Origin of the sequence: Streptomyces sp. NPDC020597, from assembly GCF_044335095.1 — a bacterium.
Taxonomy (GTDB): Bacteria; Actinomycetota; Actinomycetes; order Streptomycetales; family Streptomycetaceae; genus Streptomyces.
The window spans coordinates 394,391-410,119 of record NZ_JBIRUL010000001.1; the positions used below are offsets into that span (position 1 = coordinate 394,391).

13 protein-coding genes are annotated in these 15,729 nt (G+C 72.0%); 5 read left to right on the top strand and 8 right to left on the bottom strand.

Annotation, left to right across the window (positions count from 1 at the left end; all coding sequences use genetic code 11):
• Window positions 1-238 precede the first annotated feature (238 nt).
• From ACH4ZA_RS01870 to ACH4ZA_RS01885, 4 genes are all read left to right on the top strand, one after another.
• Complete coding sequence (locus tag ACH4ZA_RS01870; protein WP_319278587.1) at window positions 239-1,315, top strand: LysR substrate-binding domain-containing protein; 1,077 nt, start codon at window positions 239-241, stop codon at window positions 1,313-1,315.
• Window positions 1,316-1,386: 71 nt separating this feature from the next.
• On the top strand, window positions 1,387-2,277 hold the full coding sequence (locus ACH4ZA_RS01875) for a MarR family transcriptional regulator (protein ID WP_319278551.1): 891 nt from the start codon (window positions 1,387-1,389) through the stop codon (window positions 2,275-2,277).
• 103 nt (window positions 2,278-2,380) lie between these two features.
• Window positions 2,381-2,806 carry a roadblock/LC7 domain-containing protein gene (locus tag ACH4ZA_RS01880; protein ID WP_319278553.1) on the top strand — a complete coding sequence of 142 codons (426 nt, stop codon included), beginning with the start codon at window positions 2,381-2,383 and terminating at the stop codon, window positions 2,804-2,806.
• Window positions 2,807-2,810: 4 nt separating this feature from the next.
• Window positions 2,811-3,239, top strand: coding sequence for a hypothetical protein (locus ACH4ZA_RS01885; protein ID WP_319278554.1), 429 nt, complete (start codon window positions 2,811-2,813; stop codon window positions 3,237-3,239).
• Between the two features lie 91 nt (window positions 3,240-3,330).
• Here ACH4ZA_RS01885 and ACH4ZA_RS01890 read toward each other — a convergent pair whose 3' ends face one another.
• From ACH4ZA_RS01890 to ACH4ZA_RS01910, 5 genes are all read right to left on the bottom strand, one after another.
• Window positions 3,331-5,676 carry an FtsX-like permease family protein gene (locus ACH4ZA_RS01890; protein WP_398427588.1) on the bottom strand — a complete coding sequence of 782 codons (2,346 nt, stop codon included), beginning with the start codon at window positions 5,674-5,676 and terminating at the stop codon, window positions 3,331-3,333.
• A complete protein-coding gene (locus ACH4ZA_RS01895) occupies window positions 5,673-6,362 on the bottom strand; it encodes an ABC transporter ATP-binding protein (RefSeq protein WP_319278557.1) in 690 nt (229 codons plus the stop codon). Before ACH4ZA_RS01895 ends, ACH4ZA_RS01890 begins: the two co-directional genes overlap by 4 nt.
• Window positions 6,359-6,883: a PadR family transcriptional regulator gene (locus tag ACH4ZA_RS01900; protein ID WP_319278559.1), complete on the bottom strand. Its 525-nt coding sequence runs from the start codon at window positions 6,881-6,883 to the stop codon at window positions 6,359-6,361. Before ACH4ZA_RS01900 ends, ACH4ZA_RS01895 begins: the two co-directional genes overlap by 4 nt.
• Before the next feature lie 144 nt (window positions 6,884-7,027).
• Window positions 7,028-7,312 carry a hypothetical protein gene (locus ACH4ZA_RS01905; RefSeq protein WP_398427589.1) on the bottom strand — a complete coding sequence of 95 codons (285 nt, stop codon included), beginning with the start codon at window positions 7,310-7,312 and terminating at the stop codon, window positions 7,028-7,030.
• On the bottom strand, window positions 7,309-8,271 hold the full coding sequence (locus ACH4ZA_RS01910) for an SPFH domain-containing protein (protein WP_398427590.1): 963 nt from the start codon (window positions 8,269-8,271) through the stop codon (window positions 7,309-7,311). The genes ACH4ZA_RS01905 and ACH4ZA_RS01910 overlap by 4 nt, the downstream gene beginning before the upstream one ends.
• A gap of 280 nt (window positions 8,272-8,551) precedes the next feature.
• Here ACH4ZA_RS01910 and ACH4ZA_RS01915 point away from each other — a divergent pair, with 280 nt between their 5' ends.
• Window positions 8,552-10,969, top strand: a complete 2,418-nt coding sequence (locus tag ACH4ZA_RS01915) for a transglycosylase domain-containing protein (RefSeq protein ID WP_398427591.1) — start codon at window positions 8,552-8,554, stop codon at window positions 10,967-10,969.
• Window positions 10,970-11,071: 102 nt separating this feature from the next.
• Here the strand turns inward: ACH4ZA_RS01915 and ACH4ZA_RS01920 are convergent, their stop codons facing one another.
• The 3 genes from ACH4ZA_RS01920 to ACH4ZA_RS01930 form a co-directional block, all read right to left on the bottom strand.
• Window positions 11,072-13,183, bottom strand: a complete 2,112-nt coding sequence (locus ACH4ZA_RS01920) for an ATP-binding SpoIIE family protein phosphatase (RefSeq protein WP_319278566.1) — start codon at window positions 13,181-13,183, stop codon at window positions 11,072-11,074.
• Between the two features lie 316 nt (window positions 13,184-13,499).
• Window positions 13,500-14,192, bottom strand: coding sequence for a DUF402 domain-containing protein (locus ACH4ZA_RS01925; RefSeq protein WP_398427592.1), 693 nt, complete (start codon window positions 14,190-14,192; stop codon window positions 13,500-13,502).
• Window positions 14,193-14,265: 73 nt separating this feature from the next.
• A complete protein-coding gene (locus ACH4ZA_RS01930; RefSeq protein WP_319278569.1) occupies window positions 14,266-15,651 on the bottom strand; it encodes a class II fumarate hydratase in 1,386 nt (461 codons plus the stop codon).
• Between the last annotated feature and the right edge of the window lie 78 nt (window positions 15,652-15,729).

Below are 15,729 nucleotides of genomic sequence, written 5' to 3' on the forward strand. Positions count from 1 at the left end.
CGAAGGGATGTCCGGATTGCGGACACTCCTCGTGGGTTGGACGGCTCAGATCGTGGCACAGGGTGCATTGATTCGGGAAATGGCTACACTCGATTGGGTTGATCGAAGATCTTTATCAGTTACAGAGGGTAATGTGAACGCCAAGGGTGTGGGCGGCAGGATCGGGCGCGGTGGACCGGCCGGCGACGGAACGCGGGCCGGTGGAGTGTTCGTCGGCCGGGCGCCGGCCGATCGAGCGGTGGCCGGCAGGGGTGCGCCCGCCAAGCGACGGTCCCCCAGCCCGGCCCAGCTGCGGGCCTTCGTGGCCGTCGCGGAGCACCTGCACTTCCGGGACGCGGCCGCCGCCATCGGCATGAGCCAGCCCGCGCTGTCCGGCGCCGTCTCGGCCCTTGAGGACTCCCTCGGGGTCACCCTCCTGGAGCGTACGACCCGCAAGGTCCTGCTCTCGCCCGCCGGCGAACGGCTCGTCGTCCGGGCCAGGGCGGTGCTGGACGAGATGGAGGCGCTGATCGAGGAGGCCGACGCGGTGCGGGCACCCTTCACCGGGACGCTGCGGCTCGGCGTCATCCCGACCGTCGCGCCCTACCTGCTGCCGACCGTGCTGCACCTGGTCCACGAGCGCTATCCGCACCTCGACCTCCAGGTCCACGAGGAGCAGACCGCGGGCCTCCTCGACGGCCTGCACACCGGCCGTCTGGAACTCCTGCTGCTGGCCGTGCCCCTCGGCGTCCCCGGGGTACGCGAACTGCCGCTGTTCGACGAGGACTTCGTCCTCGTGACGCCGCTCGGCCACGAGCTCGGCGGACGGCAGGGCATCGCGCGCGAGGCGCTCAGGGAGCTCAACCTGCTGCTCCTGGACGAGGGCCACTGCCTGCGCGACCAGGCCCTCGACATCTGCCGGGAGGCGGGCCGCGGCGACGCGCCCGTGACCACCACGGCCGCCGGCCTGTCGACCCTCGTCCAGCTGGTCGCCGGCGGCCTGGGCTGCACCCTGCTGCCGCGCACCGCCGTCACCGTCGAGACCAGCCGCAGCACCCGGCTGCTCACCGGCTCCTTCGCCGACCCCGCGCCCGCCCGCCGGATCGCCTTCGCGATGCGCGTCGGCGCGGCGCGCGGGGCGGAGTACGAGGAGCTGGCGGGCGCGCTGCGCGGCGCGCTGCGCCCCCTGCCGGTCCGGGTGCTCGGCGACGACGACCGAGGTCTGCCAATCGGTCAAATGAGCTCCGAACAAAGCGATTTGGGTCCATCGGCGGAGCAACTTCCGTCAGCTGGGGGCAGGTCGGAAATCCCCCGCTGGGCGGTGCGCCCCGACTGATACACCTTCCCTCCTCAGCGCTACGCGTCAGGCGTGTGTGCGAGAGGCCGCAGGGGAGTGATGTCGGGCTGATGTCGGGTTACGAGCTGCTGGCACGCGACCTGGCCGCGTGCGGCCGGGAAGGCTTCACCGGAGAACTGTGCGCGACCGGCTCGCCCGGCGGCGTCTTCCATCTGGACGGCGGCCTGGTCGTCGCCGTCGAGTCGCCGGGCGCACCCGCCCCCGAGGCGCTGCTGTTGCGCTCCGGCAGGATCGGCGGCGAGGAGTGGACCGCGCTGGTGCGCGAGTCGGGCGGCGCGCGCTGGCCGGCCGCCGGGCTGGTCGCCCACGGCTACACGGGCGCCGCCCAGCTTCGGGTGGTGTGCGCGATGGCCCTCCAGGACGCCGCGTTCGCGGTCGTCGCGGGCAGCGTCGACGGCTGCGAACGCGGTCCGGCGACGGGCCCCTCGCCGGCCTCCGTCCCCGTCGGCGAACCGCCCACCCGGCTGCTCCAGGTCGCCTCCCGCAAGCTGGCCGCGCTGCTGGCGATGCCGTGCCCCGTGCGCCCGGACCGGGAGCGTCCCGTGCCCGCGCCGCTCTCCCTGGCGGCGGCTCGCCTGGGCGCCCTGCAGCGCGAGCTGCTCGCCCACGCGGACGGCCGGCGCACCGCCCGCGACCTCGCCTTCCGCACCGGTCGCGGGGTGTACACCGTCACCGTCGAGGTGGCCCGGATGCTGGGCGAGGGGCTTCTGGAGTGCGCGGAGTCGCCCCATCCGATCCCCGTCCGGCTGCCGCCCGACGGACACGGAGTGCGCCCCCGCGAGCCGGCGCCGCCCCCGCCGCAGCCGCCGCCGGCCCCGGAGGCGACGGCCCTGCCCCGCCGCAGGCCCGGCGCCAGCGGCATCCACGACGCCCTCACGCCGGAACGGAACGGCCCCGGCTGGAAGGAGTTCTTCCGCCTGCGCAACCCGACGGCGAAATGACGGCCCCGCCACCACCCCACGCCCACGCCGGGGCCCACGGCACGCGGACACCCCCACAGAGAACAGACGGTCACATGCCATCAGAATCAGGGGAGTTGCACTCATGGACCACAAAGCCCTCGCGCGGGAGATGCGCGGCCTGCGCGAGCAGGTGGCCGGGATCACCGACACGGCGGTCGCGGCGGCCGACGGACTGCTCATCGCCGCCGACACGGCCGACTCGATCGACCCCGAGGGCCTGGCCGCCCTCGCCGCGGCCGGCCTCGGCCTGGCCCGCCGCACCGCCGAGGCGACCGCCCGCGGCGCACTGCACCGCACGGTGGCCTACGGCAGCCACGGCTGCGCCGCGTTCTACGCGGTCGGAGACACCGCGCTGATGGTCGTCCTCGGCGACGAGGGCATGGACGTGGAGCGCCTGCACCGGGCGACCCAGCCGGCCCTGCGCCGGATCGACCTGATCCTCACCGACCGGACGACCGCGCGGACCGCGGCGGACGGGACGACCGTGAAGACCGCCGAAGGAGTCTGAAGGGATGGCGACGAAGCGTATGACCCCGGGTTTCTCCGACCAGGTGATGGGCCTGGTCAAGTCACTGCGTACGGATGCCCCCGACTGCGTCGCCTCGGGCGTCGTCGACATGGCCACCGGCATGCTGCTGTCCTACGAGACCGTCGACAACCACCCGCCGGAGGTGCTGGACCTGCTGGCGGGAGCGACGCTCGACCTGTTCCAGGGACGCACGGTCGTGATGATCGAGGACGTCTTCAAGGAGCGTCGCGGCATGCAGAGCGACAACCACTTCTTCCAGGAGATCCTCGTCAACAGCGAGAACCTCACCCACCTGTTCGTGAGGATGACCGAGCAGCAGGACGTCGTCGCGGTGGTCGTCTGCCGTAAGTCCGTGAACGTCGGCATGCTGTTCGCGCAGGTGCGAAGGGTGGTGCGGGAGTACCAGCTGTGAACGCGGCGTGGCGGCCGTGAACGCGGACGGTCCCTCCCCGGGCGGGGAGGGACCGTCGTCTGCCCGGCTCATTCCGTGCGCGGGCCGTACGTCATTCCGTGCGCAGACCCTCCGGCCGCATCAGCCGCAGCAGCGGCGGCAGGCTCAGCAGCGTCACCAGCAGCACGATCACCGCGCCGAAGCCGGTCATCGCCAGCACGCTGCCCCAGTCGACGCGGACGGTCGTGCTCGTCATCTTCAGCAGGATCGCGCCCAGCGTGAGACCCACCGCCAGGGCCAGCAGCAGTCCCAGCGCGATCGGGACGGCCGTCTGCCACAGCACCGACAGGCCCAGCGTGCGCCGCCGGGTGCCGAAGGCGACCAGCGCCGACAGGAGCTTCTTGCGCTCGCGCAGCTGTTCCAGCTGCGAGACCAGCAGACTCGCCCCGATCAGCAGCAGCACACACGCGGACCCGACGAACAGCCCGTTGCGGATGGAGGAGTACTTCGTGTCCTGCCGGGTGGCCGACCAGTTCATCGGCTGGGACAGCGGGTCCAGCCGCGCCGCCGTGTTGCGGGCGCGGTCGTAGGCGTCCGGCACCGACTCGTCGAACGAGAGGTACAGCTGGCCGCGGAGCAGCGTCGTGGCCTCCTTGGGCAGCGCGCCGGGCGTCAGCAGGAAGCCGCCGCGCCGCTGACCGGTCATGTCCGCGATCGCCTGCGCGTGCCGCACGCCCGCGGGCACGGTCCAGACGGTCTCCGTGGTCTTCCCCGGGAAGGAGCCGCCCGTCTCCATGTACAGCTTCCTGCCGGGCTGGTTCAGCTTCGGGCCGTCGGTGGAGTACTCGCTGCCGTCGAGGACGAACAGGTCGCCGTCCTTGCACGACGGCAGCTGAGCCAGCTCGCGCAGGGCCGTGCAGTCGCCGACGGTCAGCTCGGTGGAGAGGTTCGGGCCGTCCTTCGACTGCCAGGACCTGTCGCCCAGGTACTCCTCCCACAGGGCGGTGACCTTGCCGACGCCCTCGGTCTCGGCGAACTCCTGCCGGGTGTGGGCCAGCGACGGGCCGCGCGGCACCGTCACCTGCATCTGGGCGAGGTGCACGTCCTTGCCCGTGGACTTGGTGTAGTCGCTCTCCACTCCGGCGAACAGCATCTGCAGGGCGATGGCCCCGGCCACCGCGACCGCGATGCCGTTGACCATGCGGGCCGCCGTACCGCTGCTCAACTGAAGGCGCCGTACGGCCAGTTGCCAGGCGACTCCGCCCGCGCCGAGCCGGGCGACGACCTTCTCGACGAGCCACGGCAGCAGGGCGGTGATCCCGACGAGCAGCAGCAGCACGCCGCCGACCACCAGGTACTCGTTGAACTCGCCGTTGCCGCGGCCCTGTCCGATCATGGGGTAGAGCAGCGCGAGGCCGGCCACCGGCAGCAGCAGCCGCCACCACAGCCGGCGCCGCGCCGGCTTCGCCGAGCGGACCACGCCGAGCGGTTCGATGACCACGCCGCGCAGCGCGAACAGGGTGACCAGCACCGCGGCCGAGGGCACCGCCAGCGCGACCAGCGCGGCCAGCGCGGGGGAGGGGTTGAGGTAGCTGGGCCACACGCTCACGCCCATCACCTCGACGGTGCCGGCCACCTGGCGGCCGATCAGGAAGAACACCGTGCCGAGGACCAGTCCGAGCAGCGCGCCCGCCATGGCCTCGCCGGCGGCGATGCGCCGGGTCATCCCGCCGTCCGAGCCGATCAGCCGGAGCGCGGCGAGCCTGCGGTCGCGTCGTTCGCCGCCGAACCGCACCGCGGCGGCGATGAACACGGCGACGGGCATCAGCAGCACCACGATGACCACGAGGATCAGCAGGAGCAGCACCGGGTCGGCCTTCTCGGAGGTCCGCTGCGGGTTGCCGAACGTCTTGAGCCGGCTCGCCCCGTAGCCGTCGACGTGCGCGGCGAGCCCGGAGCCCCCCGCGTAGTAGGCGAGTTCCTGCGAACCGACCAGCCCGCTCTCGCCGATGGTCCCGACGACGCGGTACGGCAGCCGTTCCCGCAGCAGCGCCGAGCCGTCCGCGGCGAGCAGCTTCTTCAGGGCGGGCGAGACCACCATGTCGCCCTTGGCCGGGAACCGGCTCACGCCGGGCGGCAGCGGCGCGCGCGGCCCCTCCGGCTCCACCAGCCGGCCGCGGACGTCCTTGTCGCGGAACGTCGTGTCGACCTGCGCGATGACCAGGGTGTCGTCGCCCTTGGCCGGCGGCGGGTCGACGAACGCCCAGTCCAGCCGGGCCTCTTCGCGTTCGTGCCGCACGGAGATCACGTTCGGCACCGCTGTCGTCAGCAGCAGCACGGCGACGCCGAGCCCGACGCCGACGGCCGTCAGAACGGCCCGGATCCAGCCCTCCCGTCCGCCGGAGAAGGCGAACCGGATCCCCAGGCCCAGATCCCTGGACCACTGACCAGGACTCATACGACGCGCTCCATGTCGCGCGACTTGCCGTCCCGGACGACGATCTCGCGGTCCGAGTAGGCGGCGACCCGGGCCTCGTGCGTGACGAGGACGACGGCAGCGTTGGCCGTCCGGGCGGCCTCGGTGAGCAGCTCCATCACGCGCTCGCCGTTGAGCGAGTCCAGCGCGCCGGTCGGCTCGTCGGCGAACAGCACGCGGGGGCCGGTGACGAGCGAGCGCGCCACGGCGACCCGCTGCCCCTGTCCGCCGGAGACCTCGCCGGGCCGCTTCCGGCCTAGGTCGTCGACCTCGAGCCGTTCCATCCAGGTCAGGGCGGTGCGCTCGGCCTGCTTGCGCGGGGTGCCGTTCAGCCGCAGGGGCAGGGCCACGTTCTCCACGCAGGTCAGCTCGGGCACGAGCTGGCCGAACTGGAACACGAACCCGAACTCCGTGCGCCGCAGCCGGCTGCGCTGCGCGTCGTTCATCGTGGCGAGGTCGTGGCCGTCGTACATGATCGATCCGGAGTCGGGCGTCACGATGCCGGCGAGGCAGTGCAGCAGGGTCGACTTGCCGGAGCCGGACGGGCCCATCACCGCGACGACCTCGCCGGGGTGGATGGAGAACTCGGCGCCGTCCAGCGCCATCGTCGGGCCGTAGGCCTTGCGCAGGCCTTCCGCGACGAGGAGGGATCCCCCGGGGGCGTTCATGCGGTCACCGTGGCCTTCAGTTTGTCGAGGCGCGCGGCGGTCAGTTCCAGCCAGCGCAGGTCGGCCTCGAGGTGGAACAGGGCGTGGTCGCAGATCAGCTGGTCGGCCAGGTCGCCCCTGCGCTTGCGGTCGGTCAGGATGCGCATGCTCCGCAGGTGCTCCGCACGCTGCTCGTCGAGGATGTCGGCGGCGTCGCGACCGGTGAGCAGCGCGAGGACGATCTTCGTGTAGAGCGTGGACTGCAGGTACGGCTCGGGCTTCTCGGGCGTGGCGAGCCATCGCTCGACGTCGGTGATCCCGGCGTCGGTGATCGCGTACCGCTTGCGCTCGGGCCCGCCGCCTGCCTCCATGCCGTCGACCTCGACGAGCCCGTTCTTCAGCAGGCGCGACATCGTCGAATAGACCTGGCCATAGTGGAGCGGCCGGTCATGACCGAACTTCTCGTCGAAGGCCCGCTTGAGGTCGTAACCGTGGCGGGGTCCGGACTCCAGGAGTCCCAGAAGGGTGTGACCGATGGACATGCCAAGGACTGTACATGCGGTGTATACCCGGCGTGTATACGCGGAGTGCGCAGGTGGCAGCGGGGGGTGGGAGTGCGCAGGTGAGGGACGGTTGTCACCGTTTCGCAACAGCCGCGCATCCGCTCGGGCGGCCGGGCGTGACGCTCAGGCCGACGGCGGCCCGGCCGGGGGGCCGCCCGCGGGGCCTCCCCCGGGCGGGCTTCCCCCGGGGGGACGGCCACGGCGGGGCATGGGGCCGGCGTCGCCGGGCAGACGCCCCGCCTCCCGCAGCGCCCGCCGCAGCAGGAACTCGATCTGGGCGTTGGCGGACCGCAGGTCCTCCCCGGCCCACCTGGCGAGCGCCTCGTACACCGCGGGGTCCAGCCGCAGCAGCACCTGCTTGCGCTGCGGCCGGCCCTGAGGGGCCGTCCCCCCGGAGGGGACCGTCACTGGTAGAGGGTTCCGGTGTTCAGCACCGGCTGGGGGGCCCGGTCCCCGCACAGCACCACCATCAGGTTGGACACCATCGCAGCCTTCCGCTCCTCGTCCAGTTCCACGATGCCCTGCTCGGCGATCCGGCCGAGCGCGGCCTCGACCATCCCCACCGCACCGTCCACGATCTCCCGCCGGGCCGCGACCACCGCGCCCGCCTGCTGGCGCTGGAGCATCGCCGAGGCGATCTCGGGAGCGTACGCGAGGTGGGTGAAGCGGGACTCGATGATCTGCACGCCTGCCGCCTCCACGCGCGCGTGGAGCTCCACGGCCAGCTTCTCGGTGATCTCCTCGGCGTTGCCGCGCAACGAGAGCCCGTTCTCGTCGTGCGAGTCGTAGGGGTACTCGATGGCGATGTGCCGCACGGCCGCCTCGGTCTGGGTGGAGACGAACTCCAGGAAGTCGTCGACCTCGAAGGAGGCCTGCGCCGTGTCCTTCACCTTCCACACCACGACCGCGGCGAGCTCGATCGGGTTGCCGTACGCGTCGTTGACCTTGAGCACGGCCGTCTCGTGGTTGCGGACCCGGGTGGAGATCTTCTCCCGGGAGGTGAACGGGTTCACCCAGCGCAGTCCGTCCTCGCGGATGGTGCCGCGGTAGCGGCCGAAGAGCTGCACCACGCGGGCCTCGCCCGGCGCGACCGTGTTCAGCCCGCACATGGCGAGGAACGCGGCCACGGCGACCAGTATGCCGACGACGATGAGCGCCGCCTTGGGGCCGGCCGCGGTCATCACGGCGCCCGCGGCGATCAGCCCGCCGCCGGCCAGCAGTCCGAGCAGTCCGAGCAGCAGCGCGACCCCGCCCCCCACGCTGTGCGCGGGGAACTCGTGCACGCGCGGGGCGGGCATGTCGGGCGCGTCGGCGATGTCGACGGCGTGGGCGGGCTCGGCGGTGGCCGAAGGGTCGTGTGCGGACATGGTGGGGTCCCCCGTCTCTCGTCAGCAGCTGATTCAGCGATCGGCTGTCTAGCTAAGTGATATCACTTTACCCCGGGATGGCAACCCTGAGTCCCTCTCGAACGTCGAATCGGTGGGGACGCTCTACCGGTTCCGCCGTAGGGGGTGCGCATTCTCACGCCCTGCGAAGGCCGGAACGGGAGCGCTTCGTCATAGAGAGCGGTGTTAGCTTTCTGAGCTGACCTGGCCCTGCCCCGGGCACTGGTGTGACTGCCGAGTAGGAAGCGGAGCGAGCGGACTCATGGGACGAGCGGAAGAGAGACGAGCGCGACAGCGCGGTGGCCGCCGCGCGGCGCCCAGGAACCGCTCGACGGAGACGGAGCCGGTGGCGCCCCCCGCCCCCTCGGCAACCGGCGGGACCGGCGCCGCGACCGGCGGTCGCGCGGCCGCCCGCAGAGGCGCGAAGAAGAACGCCAGGGGCGGCAGGGGGAAGGCCGGCAAGAAGGACAAGAGCCTCATACGCCGGATCTTCACCTGGAAGAAGATACTGGGCACGTTCCTCGGTCTGACCGTCGCCGTGATCGGCGCCTTCGTCTGGCTGTACGTGAGCACGCCGATCCCTAAGGGCAACCCCGACGCCGACCTGCAGAGCAACGTCTACAAGTACGGCAACGGCGCCATCCTCGCCCGCGACGGCGAACTCAACCGCGAGAACGTCGACCTCGCCCAGGTGCCCAAGGCCGTCCAGCACACCTTCGTCGCCGCCGAGAACAAGACCTTCTACGGCGACGCCGGCGTCGACCTGAAGGGCACCGCCCGCGGTGTCCTCAACACGCTCATGGGCAAGGGCGCGCAAGGCGGTTCGACGATCACCCAGCAGTACGTCAAGAACTACTACCTGAGCCAGGAACAGACCGTCACGCGCAAGCTGAAGGAACTGGTCATCTCCCTCAAGCTGGACCGGGAGGAGTCCAAGGACTACATCCTGGCCGGCTACATCAACACCAGCTACTACGGCCGCGGCGCCTACGGCATCCAGGCCGCCGCCCAGGCCTACTACGGCGTCGACGCCGACAAGCTGAGCGTCGCGCAGGGCGCCTACCTCGCAGCCCTCCTGCAGGCCCCCAGCCAGTACGACTGGGCCGCCGCCTCCGACACCGGCAAGCGCCTGGTCACCGCCCGCTGGAACTACGTCCTGGACAACATGGTCGGGCAGGACTGGCTGAAGAAGTCGGAACGCGACGCCATGACGTTCCCGAAGCCCAAGGAGCCCAAGGCCGCCCCCGGCAAGGAGGGCCAGGTCGGCTACCTGGTGGACGCGGCCAACGCCGAGCTCGCCCGCCAGCTCGTCGCCCAGGGCGCCGCCGACGATCTCGAGTCCGCCAACGCCCTGGTCAGGAAGGGCGGCTGGAACATCGAGCTGAACATCGACAAGGCCAAGCAGAAGAAGCTCGAAGAGACGGTCAAGGAACAGCTGACCAGCAAGCTCGACAAGGACAAGCGCAAGGTCGACGGGAACGTCCAGGCCGGCGCGGTGTCCGTGGACCCGAAGACCGGCGCGGTGGTGGCCATGTACGGCGGCGTCGGCTACACCGAGCACTTCGTCAACAACGCCACCCGCACCGACTACCAGCCGGCCTCCACCTTCAAGCCCGTGATCCTCGCCGCGGCCTTCGACGAGAACGCCAAGACGCAGAAGGGCGAGCAGATCACCGCCGACACCGTCTACGACGGCACCAGCAAGCGCCCCGTCGTCGGCAGCGACATCGGCTTCGCGCCGGAGAACGAGGACGAGCAGGACTACGGCGACGTCACCGTCCAGACGGCGCTGAACCAGTCGATCAACTCCGTCTTCGCGCAGATGGGCGTCGACGTCGGCATGCCCGAGGTGCTGAAGGTCGCGGGCAACCTCGGCATGGACATCAAGGGCCTGAAGGCCGTGCCCGCCCAGACCCTGGGCACCATGGGCGCGAGCCCCCTGCAGATGGCCGGTGTCTACGCCACCCTCGACAACCACGGCAAGAAGGTCACGCCGGCGCTCATCAAGTCGGCGGAGAACAGCGCCCACCCGTCGTTCAAGCTCGCCAAGGCCATCGGCGGCCAGGTGATCGACCGGGAGGCCGCCGACTCCGTCACCTCGGTCCTCACCGGAGTGGTCGACGACGGAACCGCCAAGAAGTCCGTGCGCGACAACCCGCTGCGCAAGGGCCAGAAGGTGGCCGGCAAGACGGGCACCTCCGACTACAACAGGTCCGCCTGGTTCACCGGGTACACCCCCGACCTGGTGACGTCGGTCGGCCTGTTCGGCGAGGACGCCAAGACCCACGCCCAGGTGCCGCTGACCGGCGCGACGACCGGCGTGATGTCGGTCAAGGGCCGCATCAACGGCGGTGGCTTCCCGGCGCAGATCTGGGCGACGTACACCTTCGGCGTCTCGACCAAGGTCAGCAAGTTCGACCTGGAGACCGACCAGGGCGCGGCCGTCCGCACGACGTCGCCGTCCCCGTCCGCTTCGCCGTCGCCGAGTGCCTCGCCGTCGTCCTCGTCCAAGCCGAGCACGTCGCCGTCGTCGTCGCCGAAGCCGTCCTCGTCGCCGTCCTCGTCCCCGTCGTCGTCGCCGAAGCCGTCCTCGTCGCCGTCGTCGTCGCCGTCCCCGTCGCCGAAGCCGGACGATCCGCCCGGGCCGGGGGATCCCGACAACCCGCTCCTGGGCCAGTAGCGGGACGGCGCGAGAACACCGCAGAGGGGCGTCCGGAGATCTCCGGACGCCCCTCTGCGGCGTTCCTGGGCGGGGTCCTCTCGATGCGGCGAGAGGGACGCCCTAACCCCTGTTCAGCTCGAACCAGACCACCTTGCCGGTGCTGAGCCGCGTGGCACCCCAGCGCCGGGCCAGCCGGTTGACCAGGTACAGGCCGCGACCGCCCTCGTCGGTCGCCCGGGCCTGCCGCAGCCGGGGCAGCTGCGGCACGTCGTCCCCGACCTCGCAGCGCAGCACGTCGGTGCGCAGCAGCCGCAGCGTCACCGGCCGCGACGCGTACCGCACCGCATTGGTGACGACCTCGCTGACCAGCAGCTCCACCGAGTCGGACATGTCCTCGAGACCCCACCGGGACAGCGCCCGCCGGGCCAGCCGACGGGCCCGGCCCGGCGCCGCGTCCTCCGGTTCCAGGAGCCAGTACGCCACGTCACTCGGCGCGATCCCGTCGAAGCGGGCGGCGAGCAGCGCGATGTCGTCGTCCCGGTCGCCCGGGCCGAGCATGTCGAGCACCTCGTCGCACAGCGCCTCCAGCGGCGGCGGGTGATCCGGCCCGGTGAGCTGCGCGGTGGCCGCGAGCTTCTCCCGCAGCTGCTCTATGCCGGTCGCCACGTCCCTCAGCCGGGACTCCACCAGGCCGTCGGTGTACAACAGCAGCGTCGCCCCGGCCGGCGCGTCGAGCTCCACCGCCTCGAAGTCGACCCCGCCCACGCCGATCGGCGCGCCCGGCGGAACCCGCAGCACTTCCGCACGGCCGCCCAGATGCAACAGGATGGGCGGCGGGTGGCCGGCGTTGGCGATGGTGATGCGGTGCGCGACCGGGTCGTACACGGCGTACAGACAGGTCGCCATACGGTCGGTGCCCAGCCGCTGGGCCTGCTCGTCGAGGTGGTGCAGGACCTCCTGCGGCGGCAGGTCGAGACCGGCGAGGGTCTGCGCCGTGGTGCGCAGCTGACCCATGATGGCCGCCGACGTCATGGAGTGCCCCATCACGTCGCCCACCACCAGCGCCACCCGGCTGCCGGGCAGCGGGATGGCGTCGTACCAGTCGCCGCCGACCCGCGCGGTCTCCGCCGCGGGCAGATACCGCGAGGCCAGCCGCACACCCGTGGGACGCGGCAGGGTCTCCGGCAGCATCGTGCGCTGCAACTCGTCGGCGATGTACGCCTCACGGTCGTACAGCACCGCCTTGTCGATGCCCAGGGCGCTGTGGGTGGCGAGCTGGGCGGCCACCAGCAGGTCGTCGTTCTCGAACGGGATGCGCTCCGGACGGCGCAGGAACACCGCGGCGCCGATCACCCGGCGACGACCCCGCAACGGGGCCAGGATCGCCCGCTGACCGCCCGGGACGGCCAAGGTGCTGTCCGACCCCAGGAGTTCGGGCAGCGCGGCGCGTGCGGCCGGATGGTCGGCGAACACCGGACGCACCCCGCGCAGCACCTCCGCGAGCGCCCCGCCGGGCCGCACCTCGCACATGTCGCCCACCGAGGCGGACAGCTCCGCGGTCAGCTCCGCCGGCTCCGGGGGCGGCAGGGCCAGCGCCGCGAAGCCGGTCTCGGTGTCCCGCTCCTCCGGGATCCGGTCGGTGCGGCGCAGCCGCAGCATGATGCGGTCCGCCGCGGGCCGCTCGTCGCCGACCGGCAGCGGGTCGCGCAGATAGACGAGGATCGCGTCGGAGAAGGTCGGCACGGTGGCCCGGCACAGCCCCATCACGATCTCGTCGAGGTCCAGCCCGCGGGCGATCCGCCGGGTGGCGGCGCCCACGAACCGCAGGCGGTCGCCCTCCCGCCGCATGGGCGTGGGCCGGCCGGGCGTCAGCCCTGCGCCGGCGCGCCGCTCCTGGCCGCCGGGACCGCGTTCCTGGTGTCCGTCACCGCCCGGCTGGGCCGGGATGGACTCGGGCGCCGGGCGTGGCCGGTGCGTGTCCGACTCCGCGGTCGCCGAAGGCTGGGAGTGCTCGGCGCCCGCACCCGCCTCCGCGCCGGCCGCGTCCTTGCCCGTGGCTCCCTGGCCGCCCATGTCGCCCTTTCCGCCCTTGCCGCACGTCGTCGTACCCGAGGCGTCGGGCGGTAAGGCGGACGGGCCCGGCGCGGACGCCGGAGTATGCAGGAGTGCCCCACGGGGGTCCGTGGGGTCGACGCCCTGGGGGCGTTCGTAGGAGGTGGGCTGCTCCGTCACGCGTGTCGAATCCGTCCGTCCGGGGCTGCGCGCCGCGCGCGCAGTTGGTCCCGCAGGAAACCCGATACCCGGAATGCGTGTCCCTGGAACGGAATTCCCGCGTGGTCAGAGGTTGTTCCTGTGTCGCCCGGGGACCGCTCGCGGCCCGGGTGGCCGACGCCGCGCGTGCCGCCGGTGTTGCCCTCGTACCCCTCGCTCACGTCCTGCCGCCCCTCGGTGACGTTCGATCAGACCCGGCGACTGCTCCGGGAGTTACTGCCAGCGTGCCTTGCGGAGGACGATCCTACGTTTGTTGCCCGGGGGCGCATCAAGGGTCTCATGTGGACATGTGCGCGGGCGTACGGTCCCAGTCCTCCGGCAGCAACGGTACGGCCCAGGACGGATCCGGGCGCCAGTGCTGCCACCCCTCGTCGAACGGCGGCCCCCAGGCGCGGATGGTTTCCAGCGCCCTGCGGCCCGCCAGCAGCACCTGTTCGGCGACCGTCCGATCCATCAGTCCGTCCTGCTGGGCCTGCGCGAACTCGTCCTCGTCGCGCCAGCCCCAACTGTGATCGGGGTAGACGCAGATGTCCAGAAAGTGGTCCTCGGAGTCCACTCCGCCGCCCCAACGGGCAAGCGGCTGCTCCAGGTTGACGTACCAGTTCTTGAACTTCCAGCCCGGCTCCCAGAAGAGCCACACCGACCAGGGCTCGCCCGGCCGGGCCAGCTTCAGCACGCCCGTGCCGAACCAGCGGTCGCGCTGCACCGTGCGCGGCTTGGTGTAACGGGTGCGCAGCGGCTCCCGGTGCGGCGGCGTGCCGTCCGCGAGCACCGGCTTGACGCACTCCGTGCCCGGAGCGAGCCAGACCGCCAGCACCTCCGCGTCGTCGCGCACCACGGTGACCGGGCGGGCGATGTGGAAGCCCGCGCCGCCGTTCTCCCGGTAGCGCCACAGGATCCGGTCCCCGGGCTCCCAGAAGGCCGCCGCATCGCCCGATCCCACGCGTCTCACCGCTTCACCGTCTGCCATGGAGAGATATTAGGTGCCATGGCCATATGACGCTGCGGCGCGTGACACGGTTCTCACGCCGGGGCGCGAAAGGTCACGGGCGCGTCATCCGCAGGACATCCAGGGCCTCGTCGAGCTGCTGGACCGTCAGGTCGCCGCGCTCCACGTATCCGCCCGCGAGGACCGTCTCACGGATCGTCCTGCGCTCCGCCAGCGCCTTCTTGGCCACCTTCGCGGCCTCCTCGTACCCGATGTACTTGTTCAGCGGGGTGACGACGGAGGGCGAGGACTCGGCGTACTCGCGGGCCCGTTCACGGTGGGCGACGATCCCGTCGACGGTCCGGTCGGCGAGCAGCCGCGACACGTTGGCGAGCAGCCGGATCGACTCCAGCACGTTCTTCGCGATGACCGGCAGCATGACGTTCAGCTCGAAGTTGCCCGCGGCGCCCGCCGTGGCGACCGTCGCGTCGTTGCCGACGACCTGTGCGGCCACCATGAGGACGGCCTCCGGGATCACCGGGTTGACCTTGCCGGGCATGATCGAGGACCCGGGCTGGAGGTCGGGGAGGCTGATCTCGGCCAGTCCGGTGCGCGGCCCGGAGGCCATCCACCGCAGATCGTTGGCGATCTTCGTCAGGCCGACGGCGACGGTCCGCAGCTGCCCGCTGGTCTCGACGATCCCGTCCCGCGCGCCCTGGGCCTCGAAGTGGTCGCGCGCCTCGGTCAGTGGCAGCCCGGTGCTGCGGGCGACCTCCTCGATGACCGCGGCGGAGAAACCGGGCGGCGTGTTGATGCCGGTGCCGACGGCCGTGCCGCCCAGCGGGAGCTCGGCGAGCCGGGGGAGGGAGGCGGTGAGCCGCTCGACGCCGTACCGCACCTGGGCCGCGTAACCGCCGAACTCCTGGCCGAGGGTGACGGGCGTGGCGTCCATGAGGTGGGTCCGCCCCGACTTCACGACGTCGGCGAACTCCTGCGCCTTGCGGCCGAGGGCGTCGGCCAGGTGCTCCAGGGCGGGGATCAGGTCACGCGTGACGGCGGCGGTGGCGGCGATGTGGATCGAGGAGGGGAAGACGTCGTTGGAGGACTGCGAGGCGTTCACGTGGTCGTTGGGGTGCACCTGCCGGCCGAGCCGCTCGCCGGCCAGGGTGGCGAGCACCTCGTTGGCGTTCATGTTGGACGAGGTGCCGGAGCCGGTCTGGAACACGTCCACGGGGAAGTGCTCGTCCCACTTCCCGTCCGCCACCTCGCGGGCCGCCTCCTGGATCGCCTCGGCGATGTCCTTGTCGAGCACCCCGAGCCCCGCGTTGACCTTGGCCGCGGCCCCCTTGATCCGGGCGAGCGCCTCGATGTGCGCCCGCTCGAGGCGCTGCCCGGAGACGGGGAAGTTCTCGACGGCACGCTGGGTCTGCGCCCGCCACTTGGCCTCGGCGGGCACCCGGACCTCGCCCATGGAGTCGTGCTCGATGCGGTAGTCGCTCATGACCGGTACAGCGTGCGGGCCGCCCCGCTTGTTCCTGGCGCAGGGCCGTTCGGGCCACTGCGCCGGGCGGCGGCGCGC

What these genes read in the sequence shown, in the direction of transcription:
- ACH4ZA_RS01875 (WP_319278551.1), top strand. Translation starts at nt 1,387, where the DNA reads ATGTCGGGTTACGAGCTGCTGGCACGCGACCTGGCCGCGTGCGGCCGG.
- ACH4ZA_RS01880 (WP_319278553.1), top strand. Translation starts at nt 2,381, where the DNA reads ATGGACCACAAAGCCCTCGCGCGGGAGATGCGCGGCCTGCGCGAGCAG.
- ACH4ZA_RS01885 (WP_319278554.1), top strand. Translation starts at nt 2,811, where the DNA reads ATGGCGACGAAGCGTATGACCCCGGGTTTCTCCGACCAGGTGATGGGC.
- ACH4ZA_RS01890 (WP_398427588.1), bottom strand. Translation starts at nt 5,676, where the DNA reads ATGAGTCCTGGTCAGTGGTCCAGGGATCTGGGCCTGGGGATCCGGTTC.
- ACH4ZA_RS01895 (WP_319278557.1), bottom strand. Translation starts at nt 6,362, where the DNA reads ATGAACGCCCCCGGGGGATCCCTCCTCGTCGCGGAAGGCCTGCGCAAG.
- ACH4ZA_RS01900 (WP_319278559.1), bottom strand. Translation starts at nt 6,883, where the DNA reads ATGTCCATCGGTCACACCCTTCTGGGACTCCTGGAGTCCGGACCCCGC.
- ACH4ZA_RS01910 (WP_398427590.1), bottom strand. Translation starts at nt 8,271, where the DNA reads ATGTCCGCACACGACCCTTCGGCCACCGCCGAGCCCGCCCACGCCGTC.
- ACH4ZA_RS01915 (WP_398427591.1), top strand. Translation starts at nt 8,552, where the DNA reads ATGGGACGAGCGGAAGAGAGACGAGCGCGACAGCGCGGTGGCCGCCGC.
- ACH4ZA_RS01925 (WP_398427592.1), bottom strand. Translation starts at nt 14,192, where the DNA reads ATGGCAGACGGTGAAGCGGTGAGACGCGTGGGATCGGGCGATGCGGCG.
- ACH4ZA_RS01930 (WP_319278569.1), bottom strand. Translation starts at nt 15,651, where the DNA reads ATGAGCGACTACCGCATCGAGCACGACTCCATGGGCGAGGTCCGGGTG.